16 protein-coding genes and 1 pseudogene are annotated in these 15,561 nt (G+C 36.3%); 5 read left to right on the top strand and 12 right to left on the bottom strand.

The features are described from left to right. The first annotated feature begins 234 nt into the window (after positions 1-234). A complete protein-coding gene (locus OWO01_RS00245) occupies positions 235-1,041 on the top strand; it encodes a VLRF1 family aeRF1-type release factor (protein WP_268778408.1) in 807 nt (268 codons plus the stop codon). Positions 1,042-1,133: 92 nt separating this feature from the next. Here OWO01_RS00245 and OWO01_RS00240 read toward each other — a convergent pair whose 3' ends face one another. The 7 genes and pseudogenes from OWO01_RS00240 to OWO01_RS00210 all read right to left on the bottom strand — a co-directional run bounded on the left by OWO01_RS00240 (position 1,134) and on the right by OWO01_RS00210 (position 7,475). Beyond that, complete coding sequence (locus tag OWO01_RS00240; protein WP_268778407.1) at positions 1,134-2,087, bottom strand: ABC transporter permease; 954 nt, start codon at positions 2,085-2,087, stop codon at positions 1,134-1,136. After that, a complete protein-coding gene (locus tag OWO01_RS00235) occupies positions 2,065-2,997 on the bottom strand; it encodes an ABC transporter ATP-binding protein (RefSeq protein WP_268778406.1) in 933 nt (310 codons plus the stop codon). Before OWO01_RS00235 ends, OWO01_RS00240 begins: the two co-directional genes overlap by 23 nt. Next, complete coding sequence (locus OWO01_RS00230) at positions 2,994-3,707, bottom strand: ABC transporter ATP-binding protein (RefSeq protein WP_268778405.1); 714 nt, start codon at positions 3,705-3,707, stop codon at positions 2,994-2,996. The genes OWO01_RS00235 and OWO01_RS00230 overlap by 4 nt, the downstream gene beginning before the upstream one ends. A 1-nt stretch (position 3,708) precedes the next feature. Next, a complete protein-coding gene (locus tag OWO01_RS00225) occupies positions 3,709-4,077 on the bottom strand; it encodes a GntR family transcriptional regulator (RefSeq protein WP_268778404.1) in 369 nt (122 codons plus the stop codon). Between the two features lie 2 nt (positions 4,078-4,079). Further along, positions 4,080-4,865, bottom strand: coding sequence for a hypothetical protein (locus tag OWO01_RS00220; RefSeq protein ID WP_268778403.1), 786 nt, complete (start codon positions 4,863-4,865; stop codon positions 4,080-4,082). Positions 4,866-5,026: 161 nt separating this feature from the next. Further along, positions 5,027-5,461, bottom strand: a complete 435-nt coding sequence (locus tag OWO01_RS00215) for a DUF2383 domain-containing protein (RefSeq protein ID WP_268778402.1) — start codon at positions 5,459-5,461, stop codon at positions 5,027-5,029. A 227-nt stretch (positions 5,462-5,688) separates the two neighbouring features. Next, a pseudogene (locus OWO01_RS00210) lies at positions 5,689-7,475 on the bottom strand (S9 family peptidase). A gap of 223 nt (positions 7,476-7,698) precedes the next feature. Between OWO01_RS00210 and OWO01_RS00205 the strand changes: the two are divergent. From OWO01_RS00205 to OWO01_RS00195, 3 genes are all read left to right on the top strand, one after another. After that, complete coding sequence (locus tag OWO01_RS00205) at positions 7,699-8,361, top strand: YczE/YyaS/YitT family protein (RefSeq protein ID WP_268778401.1); 663 nt, start codon at positions 7,699-7,701, stop codon at positions 8,359-8,361. 135 nt (positions 8,362-8,496) lie between these two features. Next, a complete protein-coding gene (locus OWO01_RS00200) occupies positions 8,497-8,829 on the top strand; it encodes a hypothetical protein (protein ID WP_268778400.1) in 333 nt (110 codons plus the stop codon). Positions 8,830-8,842: 13 nt separating this feature from the next. Beyond that, the gene (locus OWO01_RS00195) at positions 8,843-9,997 is read left to right on the top strand and encodes a cation:proton antiporter (protein ID WP_268778399.1); all 1,155 of its coding nucleotides are present in this window, start codon (positions 8,843-8,845) and stop codon (positions 9,995-9,997) included. Between the two features lie 167 nt (positions 9,998-10,164). Here the strand turns inward: OWO01_RS00195 and OWO01_RS00190 are convergent, their stop codons facing one another. Continuing rightward, positions 10,165-10,980, bottom strand: coding sequence for a polysaccharide deacetylase family protein (locus OWO01_RS00190; protein ID WP_268778398.1), 816 nt, complete (start codon positions 10,978-10,980; stop codon positions 10,165-10,167). 287 nt (positions 10,981-11,267) lie between these two features. On the opposite strand from OWO01_RS00190, the gene OWO01_RS00185 reads away from it, so the two are divergent. After that, positions 11,268-11,549, top strand: a complete 282-nt coding sequence (locus tag OWO01_RS00185) for an SEC-C metal-binding domain-containing protein (protein WP_268778397.1) — start codon at positions 11,268-11,270, stop codon at positions 11,547-11,549. Between the two features lie 444 nt (positions 11,550-11,993). Here the strand turns inward: OWO01_RS00185 and OWO01_RS00180 are convergent, their stop codons facing one another. From OWO01_RS00180 to OWO01_RS00165, 4 genes are all read right to left on the bottom strand, one after another. Further along, on the bottom strand, positions 11,994-13,418 hold the full coding sequence (locus OWO01_RS00180) for a 6-phospho-beta-glucosidase (RefSeq protein ID WP_268778396.1): 1,425 nt from the start codon (positions 13,416-13,418) through the stop codon (positions 11,994-11,996). A 120-nt stretch (positions 13,419-13,538) separates the two neighbouring features. Further along, entirely contained in the window at positions 13,539-14,804 is a 1,266-nt protein-coding gene (locus OWO01_RS00175; protein WP_268778395.1) for a PTS sugar transporter subunit IIC, read from the bottom strand. A gap of 24 nt (positions 14,805-14,828) precedes the next feature. Next, complete coding sequence (locus OWO01_RS00170; RefSeq protein WP_268778394.1) at positions 14,829-15,137, bottom strand: PTS sugar transporter subunit IIB; 309 nt, start codon at positions 15,135-15,137, stop codon at positions 14,829-14,831. A gap of 1 nt (position 15,138) precedes the next feature. Further along, the gene (locus tag OWO01_RS00165) at positions 15,139-15,462 is read right to left on the bottom strand and encodes a PTS lactose/cellobiose transporter subunit IIA (RefSeq protein ID WP_272505928.1); all 324 of its coding nucleotides are present in this window, start codon (positions 15,460-15,462) and stop codon (positions 15,139-15,141) included. Positions 15,463-15,561: the final 99 nt, after the last annotated feature.

Raw genomic sequence — 15,561 nt, 5'->3', positions numbered from 1 at the left:
GATGAACAAGTACCCTAATCCCTCTCTCTTCGTATGAGATACTACTAATCCTACTTCAGCAAAATTTTTTCGATAGATAAAGTGTAACTTCAATCAGTGGGAGTCTTACGAACGTTTGCTCCGGGATAAAATTTTTGATAAGAAATTTCCTATCAGATGTTTTAATTTCTCACATTTAGGTTAGATAACTAATAAGCTAGAAAATACTTATGCTAAAGGAGTAGATGCATCACTATGGATATAAATAAGGAAATTAAAAAGTTAGAAAGTGTCCATCTAGAAAAGCCAGAACGTGTTTTCAGCATGTATTTAAATACAGATCCTGCTGATCCTGATCAGCAAGGAGGAGAATGGAAAATTCAATTAAAAAACGGATTAAATAGCTTTGAGAACTATCTAAAAAAAGATAACGATCGGGAGGAAAAACGTAACTTCAAAAAGGTAAAAGAAAAAGTAGAACGCTTCGTTCATGAAAATGAATTAAAGTTGAAAAAGAGCATCGTTATCTTTGCAACTCCTGATGATTCCATATGGTTTGCTGAAATTTTTCAAATCCCTGTAGAAAGTAATTTTTATTGGGAAGAAACTGCAAAAGTTGATCAGCTAAAAGAAATCTATCACAAATTCCCTAAAACTGGTATCATTTTAACGCAAAAAGAAGCGATTAAAACAATGGATACAGAACTTGGCATACTTAAGGATACCCAATTATATGAGTTAGACTTAGAAACAGAAGATTGGCGCCAACATACTGGCCCTCATCGTGCACAAGTAACAATGGGAGCTGGAGGTAAAAGTACGAAGCAAGACCAATTTGAATCACGGTTCGAAGCAAATCGATATCGTTGGTACAAAAGCCTTGCTTCAAAATTAGACAAGCTTTCAAAGGACAATCAGTGGCAAAAAATATACATTGTTGGTGATAAAGAAGAAGCAAAAGACCTTTGCGACAATATGAACAAAGAAGTAACTAAAATTGTCGAAAAAAATATGCTTGAACATGAAGAAATGAAAGTGATTGCTGAAGTAATGGCGTCTTAGGAGACCGTGAAAAAAGATTGCTAATTATTAAGTGCAAGAAAAAAAGGCAGGCAAGATCTAAGTATAGATCCTGCCTGTTCTTTATTCTTACTTCAAGCAACAACATCACGTTTTTGAAAAACACCAAACGCTAGAAAATGAAAGAATAGAAAGTATATTAGTAAAATCCCAATGGAAAATGCCAATGTCATCCCTTCTACTGGGGGCACACCATCCGTGTAAACAGTTAAATCCGTATTGGCAAAAAGAATATATTGTGCCCAATCAAATCTACTCGCTACAAGCATTGTAATATTACCTCCCATTAGATAAAGGAAAAGCGCAATCGCTAGGGCAAACGAGTTACTACGAAAAACGGCTGAAATCATAAAGGCCATTGTCGCAACCATTAACAGATTGATTGAATTTAGTAAATAGTCGCTGATCAGTTGAATTGGCATGCTTTGTTCCACAACAGTCCCATTTCGGTATGCTAAATGAACTGCTTCTGAGGAAGGAGATCCAAATAGGATAAATCCTATTACACTAGCAACAAAATAGATGATACCAATGAGAAAAAGACCAAATAGAAGCGATGTCGTGTATTTTGATAACAATATTTTTACACGACTGATTGGACGAATTAATAATAATTTAATAGTCCCCGAAGAAAATTCACTAGAAACAATTCCAGCTGCAACAATAATTGTAAATAATCCAGCAAAACTTAAAAGAAATTTCACTTCTTCTACAAATGCCCAGACATGTACCTCTGGATTAGGCGGGAGATTTTGTTCAATACGATACGTATTAATCGCGATATTTCGTTTATATACCATATCCATTCTGGCATTCGAATACATTCCTAATTGCTCTTGATCAAAATCAATTTGAGCTTGTAATTCCGCTTGCCAATCCGTTGGATGCTCCACTTGCTCTTGTTCAGGTTCAAGATATTTCAATATACCTCCAAAGCCAATCACCGCTATAATAAGAAAGCCGATCATAATGAAAGTAGCTTTTTTACGAAAGATTTTTCCCCATTCATTTTGAATTAGTCGAAACATTTTCCTTCCCTCCTTGTTGCTTGGTTATTTCTAAAAAGCGATCTTCCAATGTTCTGGTTATCTTTTTAATACCGTATATATCAATATCTGAATTTGATAATTCTTTTACTAGTTTTGCAATTTTTTCTTTTGTTGCATGTACAATAAATCCTTCTTCATTACGTTCTACTTTCCATTTTTCTTCTAGCCATACCCACGCACTATCAAGAGAGCCTGTTTCAAATGAATAGGCTGGTTGGTCGTAAGTAGTATCTTCATGGATGTCATGAACAGCAATTAATTTTCCCTGTTGAATGATAGCAATTCGATCACACATCATCTCCATCTCAGATAACAGATGACTAGAAACAACAATACTTAACTGTTTTTCTTTTGCTAAAAAACGTAGATGATCACGCATCTCTCGGATTCCTGCGGGGTCTAGTCCGTTCGTAGGTTCATCCAAAATCAATAATTTGGGTTCATGTAATAAGGCTTGAGCGAGGCCAAGTCTTTGTTTCATTCCTAACGAATAAGTTTTTACCTTGTCGTTAATCCGATCACCTAAACGAACTAACTCAATCGTCTCCTTCAGTTTTTCTTTACTGACTTGTTTATGCATTCTTCCATATTGAACAAGGTTTTGATAACCCGTTAAATGTTGATACATTTCTGGATTCTCCACAATTGCACCAACGTGCTTGATTGCTTGCTCAAAATCTTTTCTAATACTATTTCCGCAAATTACGATGTCTCCACTGGTCATTTTCATTAATCCAACGATCATTCGAATCGTAGTCGTTTTTCCAGCACCATTGGGACCTAACAATCCAAATACTTCTCCCTCTTGAATCGTTAGACTAATGTCATCAATAATCTTTTTCTTGCCCATTGTTTTACTCACGTTTTCTATCGAGAGTACGGTTGTCATAACGCTCCCTCCTCTTTCTGATGTACAATATTTTTGAACCATTCTAATACCGATGTCCCATGTTCCTCACGAAGTACTTCTACATCCTCTTTCCCGATAATATCACCATAATATAGCGCAATCACTTGATCCAATAATGGCTCTATTTCATTGATTTCATGTGTAGCGATCACTAGTATTTGTTTATCAAGCTGAACATATTGAAGTAAACTTTTCACTGTCGCTTCACGGACCATTGGGTCTAAGCCTGAAAATGGTTCATCCAATAAGATGACCTCGGCATCGCGCGCCAACGCCGTGACTAATTTTAATCGACCACGATTACCCTTTGATAATGATTTTACTTTCTTCTTTGGATCTAGCTTTAACTGGTTTATAAGTTCATTTGCTTTGTTTTTATTAAAATTAGCAAACTGACTTGCTACAAAGTCTACTGTCTCTTGTACAGTAAATGACTCGTAAAACATATCTAACTCTGTTAAATAAGCTACATCTGCCGTTGTTTTTCGCGTAACATTTATACCATTCAAAGTGACGTCACCACCATCTGGAAAAACCAGTCCTGTCATCATTTTTAGTGCTGTAGATTTTCCACTACCATTTGGTCCAACCAACCCATAAATCTTTCCTTTTTCCAGATGAAGATCAACCTCTTTAAGTGCGAATTCTCTTCCGTATTTTTTCGTAACCTGCCTTAATGCAATCGTCATTTTATTCACACCCTTCTAGATAATTTTGTAATTGTTCAATCATATCTTTGTTTGATACACCGATCTCCAACATCTGTTCCACATAATTCTCAATGATCTCTTTTTGCATTGATGTTTTTAGCTCATCTAATAATGTGGCATTGTCTAACACAAACGTACCTTGCCCTCTCCTCGTCTCCACAACATTCATCCTCTCTAGTTCACCATAAGCACGTTGGATTGTATTCGGATTCACACCCATTTTCACAGCCATTTCTCGAACGGATGGTAATTTCTCTGCTGGCTTTTGTTTATTTTGTAAAATATCTATCACGATGCTATCGACAATTTGCATATATATCGGCTTGGATGACTGAAATTCTTTCGACATATTTACACCTCTACCTTCTTGGTCAACAATCTCGCTGAGAGATAAAACAAGAAGCAGGTTAAGAAAACATAGTAAAAGGCTGGAATGATCGGGATGCCCACGAAATCATCAAAATATACATTCCAAGTTGCGCCATCATAATTCACCTGCGGCATGAACTGGATGTTGAAACGGTAGCGAAAGATAAATTGACGAACAGATTCAAATCGAATGGATAAGACCTCAAGTATATTATAAGTAAAATAAATCAATGCGATGATGAGCCAACGTAACGATCGAATTCTAGGATACCGATTTAAGGAGTGGTAAAGCGTCCAATAAAACAGAACCCAACAAGTTAAATAAAGACCATAAAAGATGAGAAGAAAAAAAACAAAAGTTACCATTGTAAGAAATACTTGCAGATCCAACTGTTGATATACTTCTCCTCCAAACGAATACATCGAAAAAGCAAAATAACCAATCAAGATAAACTGATAAATAACTTGAAAAACAATACATAATAATAATTTTGAAAAGAACAACGTATAGCTTGATCGTGGACTATATAGCCACAACTGGTTTTTCCCTTCTTTTAATAAAATAGAAAGCATCATTATTGGAATAAATCCAACCATTGCGAAACTTGCCATGATTAAGATGAATATCGTACCAGCTGGTTCGGCTGTATAAAAAGATGCAACAATTCCAAAACCTAAAGCTAACATCATAATAATAAATGAAACCAATAGGTCTGCTCTTAATAATCGATAATCTTTTCTTAGTAATCCGATAAACGGTTGGGTCATAATCAAACAACTCCTCATGTATTAGTGTACTAATTAGATAGTACACTAATACATGAGGAGTTTCAAGTACTTTTAATTTTTTTAGGCAGAATTGGTGATTCATCTAAGATAAGAAAAGATCACAACCAGCACTGCTGGATGGTGATCTTTCCATCGTTTACCTAAAATTGTATTTGTTTCAGCTGATCTGCATGATTGCGATTTGTGTTAATTACTTCTTCTACAATTCGTTTACTTTCAGGGTCAATATCACCTTTAACCACTTCTTCTGCATATGCTACCCCATAGTTGTCCATCCCTTTTATTGCTTGTTCAATCATTTCTTTTGATTCTTTAGGGGTAGTCCATTTATGCATATAGCTGTGTATTGCTCCTGTGAACCCCTCACTATCGGCTGGTGCTCCATTTAAATTCTGAATTCGCTCTGCCAACTTATTAGCGTTTTGTTTTTCTTCTTGTTGCATTCTTTGAAATTGTTGCTTCAATTGTTGATTGTCTGTTTTTTGGATATAATGTTCCAACGTACGAATTCCCATATACGTTCCTCTTAGTAATGTGTTTAGTTCCTCGACAACAATACCTTCATCATTTTGCATATACATCACCTCTTTCACTATTATGAGGTACTATTATTTTTGTTATGCAATTATATTGAGCCAATTATTTTCTTCATGTACCACTACTCCATTCTAAAACATTCCGCGCGTGGTTATTTTCATAACAAATAAAGGCTCTAACCTTTGGTACAGCAAAAAAATGCTTTCCTATACTATAGAAAAAAGAGCGCTGCACCTATGCGGCACAGCGCTCTTTTTTTCATCGATTATTGGTGTTTCTCCAAGAAATCCAACATTAAGCTATATACTTTAATCTCGTTTTCTTTTTTGGAAAATCCATGACCTTCATCATCTAACACTAAGTATTCAACATCTCTGCCCTTATCTCTTAGCTTTGCGACGATTTGATCAGATTCTTCTTTTACTACACGTGGATCTTTTGCTCCCTGAATTACAAGCATTGGTTTGGTCATTCCATCCAAATAAGTAACCGGTGAATCTTTAATGAAACGTTCTTTATCTCGTTCTGGATCACCTAACCATCTTTCCATAATTGGTTTCCAGTGCGGTGGAACAGAATTAACAAACGTAAATAAATCTGACGGACCAAAAATATCAATTACCGCCTTGAAATATTCGGGATGTCGACCATGTAGTAGAAGCGCCATGTACCCACCATAGCTACCACCTACCAAAAATAACTTTTCTGGACTAGAAATGTTTTTTTCAAATAACCATTCAATCGCAGCGATATTATCTAACCGTGGACCTTCTCCCCAATCTTGCTCGACCATCTTCACGAACGATGATCCATACCCTGTACTACCTCGGAAATTTGGGGCAAAAATGGTGTAACCGCGATTTAAGAATGCTTGGAACATCGAGCGAAACATTTTCCTTTCTGAAGCTTGCGGTCCCCCATGTGGCCATAAAATGGTATAACCATTATCATATTCTGGTTTCGCTTTAAATAACAGCGATTCAATTTCTAGTCCATCAAAAGAAGTATAGGCGACAACGTCTGGCTCGACCATATCCGTACTATTTAAACCAAGTACACGATTATTCGTCAATTGTTTCCATTCCCCAGCTCCTATTGATTGAAATAGATTTAATGGGACGGTTCCGCTTCTTCCTAACAAATATAGAGTTCCAGACTTGGCAATGTGTAATTTCTCAATCACATCGACAGGAGTACCGGTTTTTAATAACTCACTAGATGCGAGATCATAACGATATAAAATATCCTCTACTCCTTTTTCTGTAACGAGGTAAAGTGCTTGATTCTCCTTATCATGTTTAATCACTTGAATGCTCTCGTTGGCAATAGTCAAAACAGGCGAGAATTTTTTTAGCTTCAGATCAAACTGAGCAAGATAATTATATTCACTATCATAATTCGTGATAAAATAAATGGTATCTTGGTCAATAAATGTAGTTCGAAGGTCACATGAACTTTTTCTGGGTCTGGAGTTAATGGGTAATTTTCTTCTCCAACTTGCACAAAACCAATCGAATACGTATTCGCGAACATGCGTAAATACACAAAAGCCGTTTCATCTTCAGATACTGCTGCTAATTCTGTCGGTGAAATCTCTCCTTCATGAATTAAAATATCTTTACCATCAACAAGATTGCGCATACGGGCATTTAAGAAGGATGGGTTATCTTTTGACGTCATATAGTACACGCGCTCACCATCTTCACTTAGATGAGTAAAATAATACTTCTCTTCCGATTCACCAGTAATAAAGGGTTGTGGAAGCCCTCCCTCGCTAGGGAGTGCATAAATCTGATAATTTTCATCGCCATCTTTATCATAACCAGCTAAAACATAGTGATTGTTTGGATCGAATTTGATAAAATTGACTGATTCATCATGATGCGCAAACAAATAAGGTGCTGTGTTCGGCAAATCCATTCCCCACAAATTCATCTTCCCATCCATATTCGAACTAAATAATAAGTGCTTTTCATCCACGCTTACCGTAAAATCTGTAATGACATATGTACGAAAAAACTGCTCCACTGTTGGTTTTGGAAATTTTATCATGATATTCCTCCTCGAATTTTTTCTTCCTATTAAATGTAAACCCTTTTATGGATAACCGCAATTTTTTCCCTCCCTTTTTTCATAGCTTCAGGTACATCAGAGCTAAGACTTTCGTCAAAAAAATCTATCGATTTCTTTCATTTTTCTGTATACTATTCTTCATAGGTTAATAAAGAAGAACAAGTAGGAGAGATTAGGGCGAAGCATCGAGGAGGTATAACAATTGCAAAAATTAACTCGCCGTCGCGTAAGTATGATGTTATTAGGAAATTTATTTATAGGGTTAGCAGTAGCTTTGCTACGTATCAGTATGCTGGGGACTGATCCATTTTCAACCATGAACTTAGGGGTTAGTGGATTCCTTGATGTGTCATTTGCAATCTATCAACTAGGATGGAATGCAATTTTATTCGTTATTGTCCTTCTTTTTTATAAAGAGTTAATTGGGCTTGGTACAATTGTAAATATGGTTGGTATTGGTTTTATCTCCGACTTCTTTGTCTATCATTTTCTCCAATACTTTGGTGATCTGTCCGTGCTCCCCATACGAATGACTATGATGACACTGGCTGTTCTCGTTATTAGTTTAGGAGTGGCACTTTACATTACACCAGAATTGGGGATGGCCCCATATGATTCATTAGCTTTCGTGATAAAGAAAGTCACCAACAACAAAATATCTTTTGCCTATGCTCGAGTGATTACCGATATCACTTGTGTTGTCGTTGGTTTCTCACTCGGTGCAACAGTTGGTATTGCAACAGTAATCTCTGCTTTTTGTATAGGACCTTTCGTTCAGTATTTAAGAAAAAACGTGACAGAACCAATGCTTGCTAAAGAAGCAAAAACCCTAACAGGTAAAATACCTGCTCATAAAACACAGTAAAAAAGTGTCGTACTAACCTTTTCGGATAGTATGACACTTTTTTCGACATATACCGACGGGTGACAGGCACCCATCGTCAGTGATATAGTGGTATATATGACAAAAAAACATCACTCAAATACAGGAGGAATTAACTTGAAGCTACTGATAGCCATTATTAACGACCCCAATCTTATGGGGGAAATCCTCGATGAATTTTACGAGGAAAAAATAAAAGGGGCTACCGTAATAGAAAGTAAAGGAATGGCTCATATTATGGCACACTATACTCCATTTTTTGCAAGATTTGCTGAATTTGGAGATGACGGTGATCGGAACCAGACTTTACTCGTTGTGGTGCATGATGATGAAGAAAGAGACAAAGCAATCACATGTATCGAACGAATCGTTGGCGATTTATCAAAGAAAGATACGGGTATTGTGATCACTTTGCCTATCGATTATACCAAAGGATTGATCGACCAATGAGAGGTGTTTTGAATTGAATATTTCATTAGCTATCGGGATTATATTACTTGCAGGTGCTGCGGGTGGAAAAATAGCTAGATTAGTAAACTTACCTTCTGTTACCGGTAATCTTATCGCAGGAATTCTCATAGGTCCATCCGTCTTAGGCATCGTTCAAAGCGATGTTTTAACCGATCTCACACCTATTAATGATCTCGCTTTAGGCGTGATCGCACTTTCCATAGGGGCAGAGCTCCAATGGTCAAAAGTTAAGAAACTCGCAGGTAACGTGACGAAAGTATTTTTTGCAGAAGCTCTTATAACTCTATTGTTTGTATTTCTTGCTTTATACTTTACGAACGTTCCCTTCCGTTACGCTTTAATCTTAGCAGTCATTAGTATAGCGACCGCACCAGGCGCCATCATTGCTTGTATTCGTGAAAATCCTGGTAAAGCAAATTTCAGTAAAGTGCTATTATCTGTTGTCGCATTAGATAATTTATTTGCGATTACGCTGTTTGGTATCGTATTAAGCTTCCTACAAGTGACCGGTGGAAATCTACCAGATGGTAGTGCACCTTTTTGGATAATGGCAACAAGAGATCTTGGACTTGCGATCTTAATTGGACTTGTTGCAGGTATCTTCCTTATCTTAACCGCAGAATATGCCAAGAAAGATGGGCACATTCTTGTTTCCGTTCTTGGCGCTGTTTTAATGACTGTTGGAGTCTCGAATCAACTAGATACGCCCGCTCTTCTGGCAACCATTATTGCAGGGGTTATTTATGTTAACTTTAGTAAACGTGCGAGTAGAATTAGTCGATCACTATTTACTGTAGAAGGTACAATACTACTCGCTTTTCTTACTTTAGCTGGGACAAAACTTGATTTATCAGTTCTTCCCGCCGTTGGACAAATTGGCGCTGTTTATATCATAGCTCGATTTATTTGTAAGTTGGTTGGCACAAGATTAGGCAGTTTATTCACCGATTTTCCAATATCGTGGAAAACAAATTTAGGACGAGCATTAACACCACAAGCCGGTGTCGCAATCGGTCTTGCGATTATAGCGGAGCAAAAAGAGATATTCTCACCTAACTCGATTATGCCAGTCATCTTAGCTGCTGTTGTTGTATTTGAACTAATTGGCCCTATCCTCGTAAGAAAAGCACTCTGTAGTGTTGAATAATGCTATGATGATTCATGCCAGTGAGAACAAGACTCACTGGCATGTTTCAATTCTTCTTAAGCGCTGGATGCGTTCATAGAGGATCGTGTAGTTTCATTTTCAAAAGTTCTTATTTCATTTGAACCTCTATCACCCTGAAATCAGGCATATTTGTTCATTGTACTGGATTATTGCTGATAGGCAATGTCCACTAACTCAGGTACGGTAACAAACTCTAAGCCTTGATCTTTTAAAGTAGGGATAATTCGGTGAAGGGATTTGATCGTATTTGTTCGATCTCCTTCCCACTCGGCACCATCATGCATTAAAATGATCGCACCTGGATGTACATTACTAAGTACGTTATAGGAAATCACTTCTGGTTCTGACTCTTGCCAATCTAAGGAATCAACCGTCCAACCGACAACAGAATAATTTAACTCACCTAGTGTCTCTACTAACTCATTGTACAAAAATCCGTAAGGCGCTCGAAATAATTTGGTCCGATATCCAACGAAACCAGCAATGATGTCTTCTGTTCGCTTTACTTCACTTTCTAGAACATCAAGATCTGCTTTTTCAACAAGATTCGGATGCCCATACGTATGGTTCCCAATAATATGTCCTTCTTCATTGATTCGTTGAAGAAGATCAGGATACTCTTCCGCACGTGCTCCTGTTACAAAAAAAGTAGCTTGAACATCATACTCTTTTAATACATCCAATACATCAGGAGTGAAACGGGGATCTGGTCCATCATCAAACGTTAATGCAATTTGATTTTTCGTTCGATCACCACTTAATACCATGATTTCTGGGTATCTCTCTTGTAGAATATAATTTGATACAGGATAACGAACGCGTTCCGTTAACTCAGATCCACCTTCTGGATTCGGGAAGTCCTCCCTTTGTGGTGTAGCAGATGATGGTGTTATCCCGAGAAAAGGACCTAAAAACAAAAAAATAAAACCAAACAAAATCCATTTACAAGTATTTTTAGTCATTGTATATCCTCCTATTTTTACATCATACTTTATTTTTCATTATAGGAAGCACTTTATTCATACCATATAATGTTAATTTTACATTTATATTTTAAGCGACAACGAACCAAATTAGGTTATATTGCTACAATTGAACATGGAAATGCTCTTCTTTTTTTGTTAAGACACAATCAATCAATCTTCACTCGACAAAACTACTGTTGATACGTATGTCCCTATATTCTTAACTTTGTAAACTATTAACAGGTATTCTATATGCTTTTTTGAGTTCATAAAGGAGAACAAGAATGTCTAGGAATTCTCTTACAATAACTGATCAGCAATTATCGAAAGAACTACTACATATTTTAGACAATACGCGCATGTGGAAATTGAAAGGAAACACACCATCCGAGTTAAGGGAGAAAGAAATGACACACGCTCAATTATTACGAGATACCGCTTATTCTAATACAGAAAAATCACAAAAAATTCTAGAGCCAAACAAGAATATACAAAAGAAAATTGGACGAAATCATCCCTGTCCATGTGGAAGTGAAAAGAAATACAAAAGATGTTGTGGTTATTAATCCTGTTTTCATACAGACAAGTAAGTGATTAAACGGACGAGTGAGGGGTATCGCAATTATTGTTGGTGGAGGTATAAATTACTTTAAGGGATGTACAAATTATAGTACGTGGTCTTTCATCAGAGGATGATTTAATGAGGAAGTAGTTGGAATATCCTGATCTTTCAACACATCTATTACCATGGGAATAAATAGATCATCCATCATGATAATAATTGGTTTGTGATTAAAAATTTATGCATGAACAAACATAGAACATCGGTTAGATTGTAGCAGCTGGAGTGAATGAAGTTATAAGTCATCACCGGTAAGCTTGCTTATCGATGATGACTTATTATAGATTACTTCGTTAAGTTTGCCTATTTTTGGTACTCTGAGTTGGAGACGTCTATATCTGTTCCGAAAAGTTATCCATGATTTAACACTTTATCGTTTTTTTCCATTTTATAATATTTCTCCATTTGATTTAATCACTTTCTTATACCACTCAAATGATTTCTTCTTGTAACGTTTACCTGTTCCTTTTCCTTCATTATCAATATCTACATAAATGAAACCATAACGTTTTTTCATTTCACCAGTACCTGCACTGACAAGGTCAATACACCCCCATGAAGTGTATCCCATCAAGTCCACACCATCGTCTACGGCTTCAATCATTTGTTTTAAGTGTTCTCTCATATAGTCAATTCGATAATCGTCCTCCACTATTCCATCTTTCAGTTCATCAACAGCACCAAGACCATTTTCTACAATAAACAAAGGTTTTTGATAGCGATCATACAAATTGTTCATCGTAACGCGTAAACCTACAGGATCAATTTGCCATCCCCAATCTGATGCTTCTAAGTGTGGATTTCTTAATGAAGCAAAAGCATTACCTGATGTTTTGTTAGTTTTATATACTTCTGGGTCTGCACTAGTAAGTCTTGATGAGTAATAGGAAAATGAGATAAAGTCAACAGGATATTGTTTTAAAATCTCCACATCCCCTTGTTCTAGCTCCAATTCAACATCCAGTTCTCTGAATAGACGCTTTGTATAAGAAGGATATTCACCTTTAGATTGTACATCGATAAAAAAGTACTGTTTTTGATTTTCTTTGACCGATTTTAACATATCATCCGGATGACAAGAGTATGGATAGATTTCAGCAGCCGCCAACATACAACCAATCATAAACTCGTCTCCATTTATTTCTTTCGCCACCTTCGTTGCTAAACTAGAAGCAACTAATTGATGGTGAGCCGCTTGAAATTTTACTTGGTTAGCATTTTCATCATCAGAAATAATGAGACCTCCACCAAAGAAAGGAATATGCAATAACATATTAATTTCATTAAAAGTTAACCAGTATTTCACTTTATCACTGTACCTGTCGAATACTACTCTTGCATATCGCTCATAAAATTCAATTAATTTTCGATTACGCCATCCACCATATTCTGTTACTAAATATAACGGTGTATCAAAATGGTTCAATGTAACAAGTGGTTCAATCCCATATTTTTTACATTCATCAAAAACATCATCATAGAACCTTAATCCAGCTTCATTCGGCTCTAATTCATCTCCTTTAGGAAAAATACGTGGCCAAGAAATGGACGTTCGAAACACTTTAAATCCCATTTCTGCAAAAAGCTTAATATCCTCTTTGTACGTATGATAAAAATCTATTGCTTCGTGACTTGGATAATGGTTAAAATTTGTTTCTAATGCTTTTTGGGGATGAAATAAAGCATCGCGTCGTTCTTTTCCAGATGGTAAAATATCAACCAATGAAGTGCCCTTTCCGTCTTTTTTGTAGGCTCCTTCTGCTTGGTTTGCAGCAATTGCTCCACCCCATAAAAAATCTTTTGGTAAACTCATTTTGTTTCCTCCCTTGAAAATTAAACACTTAGTAGAGATATCACTTCGCTAAACCAATAAGTACAGGAAATAACAAATAACTGGCATGTCACTTCTACACACCAGTTATTTTTTCTTAACTTATGCAGCTTCTTCTTCCTTCAAAGCTTGCTTATCGATAACACGGAAGAATGGATAGTAGATAAGACCTGTAACAATTATCATCAACACTTGAACAATGAGGATGACTACTCCACCTTGAAGAATTGCATTGAAGAATGCAGGTGTGCCTAATGGTAAATGTGCTCCTGCTAACTTCCCAATTATTCCAGATGCCATTAAAAAGTATGGAATAATAACGGCTACAAGTGGTGCAACTACAAATGGTATTGCCAAATAAGGATTCAAAACGATAGGTAGTCCAAAAATAAGTGGTTCATTAATTCCGAAAATAGTTCCGGGTAAAGATATTCTACCTAATGTTTTATAACGCTTACTTTTTGCCATGAATGCCATAATGATAGCTAAACCTAATGTTGCACCTGAACCGCCTAATAACATGAAAACTTGTGCAAATGCAGTATTCACAATATTCGGAAGCTCTTGACCAGCTGCGATTGCATCTAGATTTTCTACACCTAGAGGCATCCAAATACTCAAATAGATTGGTAAAATAACTAACATTCCATGAATACCAAGCAACCATAAAGTATGAATTACTAACGTCATAGCAATTAATGACCAGAAACCGCCACCAAGATTTTGCATTGGCGTTTGAATGAAGGAGTACACAAATTGATGCATACTTACAAACTCTGTCATTCTAAACAAGAAGCTTACAATCGTAAATAATACAACAATGAGAATTCCGGGCACTAAACCTGTGAACGTTTTTGCTACTGTTGGTGGTACACCGTCTGGCATCTTAATCGTAAATCCTTTATCAACAATGAACACATAAAGTCTTGAACTAATTAAACCTACGATAATCGCCACAAACAACCCTTGTGCTCCTAAAAATTGAAATGGTAATGCAATCGCATCATTTTCACCTAACAATCCTGTAGGCGTTAAAACAAAGAATGACATAAGTGCAATCAATCCTGCTGGCGCACCGTCTTTATCAAATGATCCAGCGAATCGATAAGCGATAAAAAACACGGCATAAACTGCTATCATATTCGTGGTATATTGAGCGGGTAACTCTAATATTTCCTTTATTCCAGTACTAGTTATAAAGTTTTGGTAAGCTTCAAACTGCATCCCACTTAATAATGTAGAAAAAGCGCCAATAATTAGTGCTGGTAAAGCAGACATCAACCCATCAGAAATGGCTTTCAAATAACGATTAGAACTAATTTTTCCTGCAACGGACTGCAACTTTTGTTGAAAACCAGATAAAGCCATAATAATTTCCTCCTTTAGTATTCTTTATTTTATTAAATCTAGTGCCCAATCTAATACTTTCTCGCCATTCATTGTTCCATAATCAATACTGTTAATTACCTCTACTGGTATTCCATCTGATCCACCATATTGCTTGGCATAGTCATCTTTCAAATAAGATACTTGTGGACCTAATAACAACACATCTGCATCTTTAATATATTTCTTGATGTCTCCACCGGATGTTGCAGCAATCTTAATCTCTTCCTCTTTAGCTCCAGCAGCTTTCTCCATTTTGTTAACTAACATACTTGTTGACATTCCTGCGGCACAAACCAATAAAATATTTTTCATTTTAATTACCTCCTGAAAGTTGAGTTATTTTTTTATTTAAATCAATAATTTCTAATGCTAAATCTCTTACTGTCATTGCATTCATTAGATGATCTTGAGCGTGAACCATTAATAAAGAAATTTCTGTTTTATCTCCTCTTGATTCTGCTTGAATAAGATCTGTTTGAATTCGGTGGGCTTTATTTAATTCTTCATTTGTTTCTTCTATAAACTTTTCTGCTTCGTCAAATTCTGCTTTTTTGGCTGAAGCCATTGCGCGCATCGAAGCACTTCTTGCATTACCGCCATGTATGATTATCCCCATTATCACTTCTTGATTTTCCAATTCTGTATCCTCCCTTTTTAGATCGTTTATTTATCTTACTTACACTATACAAGTAAAACGCTTACATCTAAAGTTACAGTTTTTCCACTAGTAGCGGAA

This window comes from Natronobacillus azotifigens, assembly GCF_026805325.1.
Taxonomy (GTDB): Bacteria; Bacillota; Bacilli; order Bacillales; family Amphibacillaceae; genus Natronobacillus; species Natronobacillus azotifigens.
This window is presented reverse-complemented; position numbering and strand designations above follow the sequence as displayed.

Coding starts and splice junctions, on each gene's coding strand:
- OWO01_RS00245 (WP_268778408.1), top strand. CDS start 235: ATGGATATAAATAAGGAAATTAAAAAGTTAGAAAGTGTCCATCTAGAA.
- OWO01_RS00240 (WP_268778407.1), bottom strand. CDS start 2,087: ATGTTTCGACTAATTCAAAATGAATGGGGAAAAATCTTTCGTAAAAAA.
- OWO01_RS00235 (WP_268778406.1), bottom strand. CDS start 2,997: ATGACAACCGTACTCTCGATAGAAAACGTGAGTAAAACAATGGGCAAG.
- OWO01_RS00230 (WP_268778405.1), bottom strand. CDS start 3,707: ATGACGATTGCATTAAGGCAGGTTACGAAAAAATACGGAAGAGAATTC.
- OWO01_RS00225 (WP_268778404.1), bottom strand. CDS start 4,077: ATGTCGAAAGAATTTCAGTCATCCAAGCCGATATATATGCAAATTGTC.
- OWO01_RS00220 (WP_268778403.1), bottom strand. CDS start 4,865: ATGACCCAACCGTTTATCGGATTACTAAGAAAAGATTATCGATTATTA.
- OWO01_RS00215 (WP_268778402.1), bottom strand. CDS start 5,461: ATGCAAAATGATGAAGGTATTGTTGTCGAGGAACTAAACACATTACTA.
- OWO01_RS00190 (WP_268778398.1), bottom strand. CDS start 10,980: ATGACTAAAAATACTTGTAAATGGATTTTGTTTGGTTTTATTTTTTTG.
- OWO01_RS00185 (WP_268778397.1), top strand. CDS start 11,268: ATGTCTAGGAATTCTCTTACAATAACTGATCAGCAATTATCGAAAGAA.
- OWO01_RS00180 (WP_268778396.1), bottom strand. CDS start 13,418: ATGAGTTTACCAAAAGATTTTTTATGGGGTGGAGCAATTGCTGCAAAC.
- OWO01_RS00175 (WP_268778395.1), bottom strand. CDS start 14,804: ATGGCTTTATCTGGTTTTCAACAAAAGTTGCAGTCCGTTGCAGGAAAA.
- OWO01_RS00170 (WP_268778394.1), bottom strand. CDS start 15,137: ATGAAAAATATTTTATTGGTTTGTGCCGCAGGAATGTCAACAAGTATG.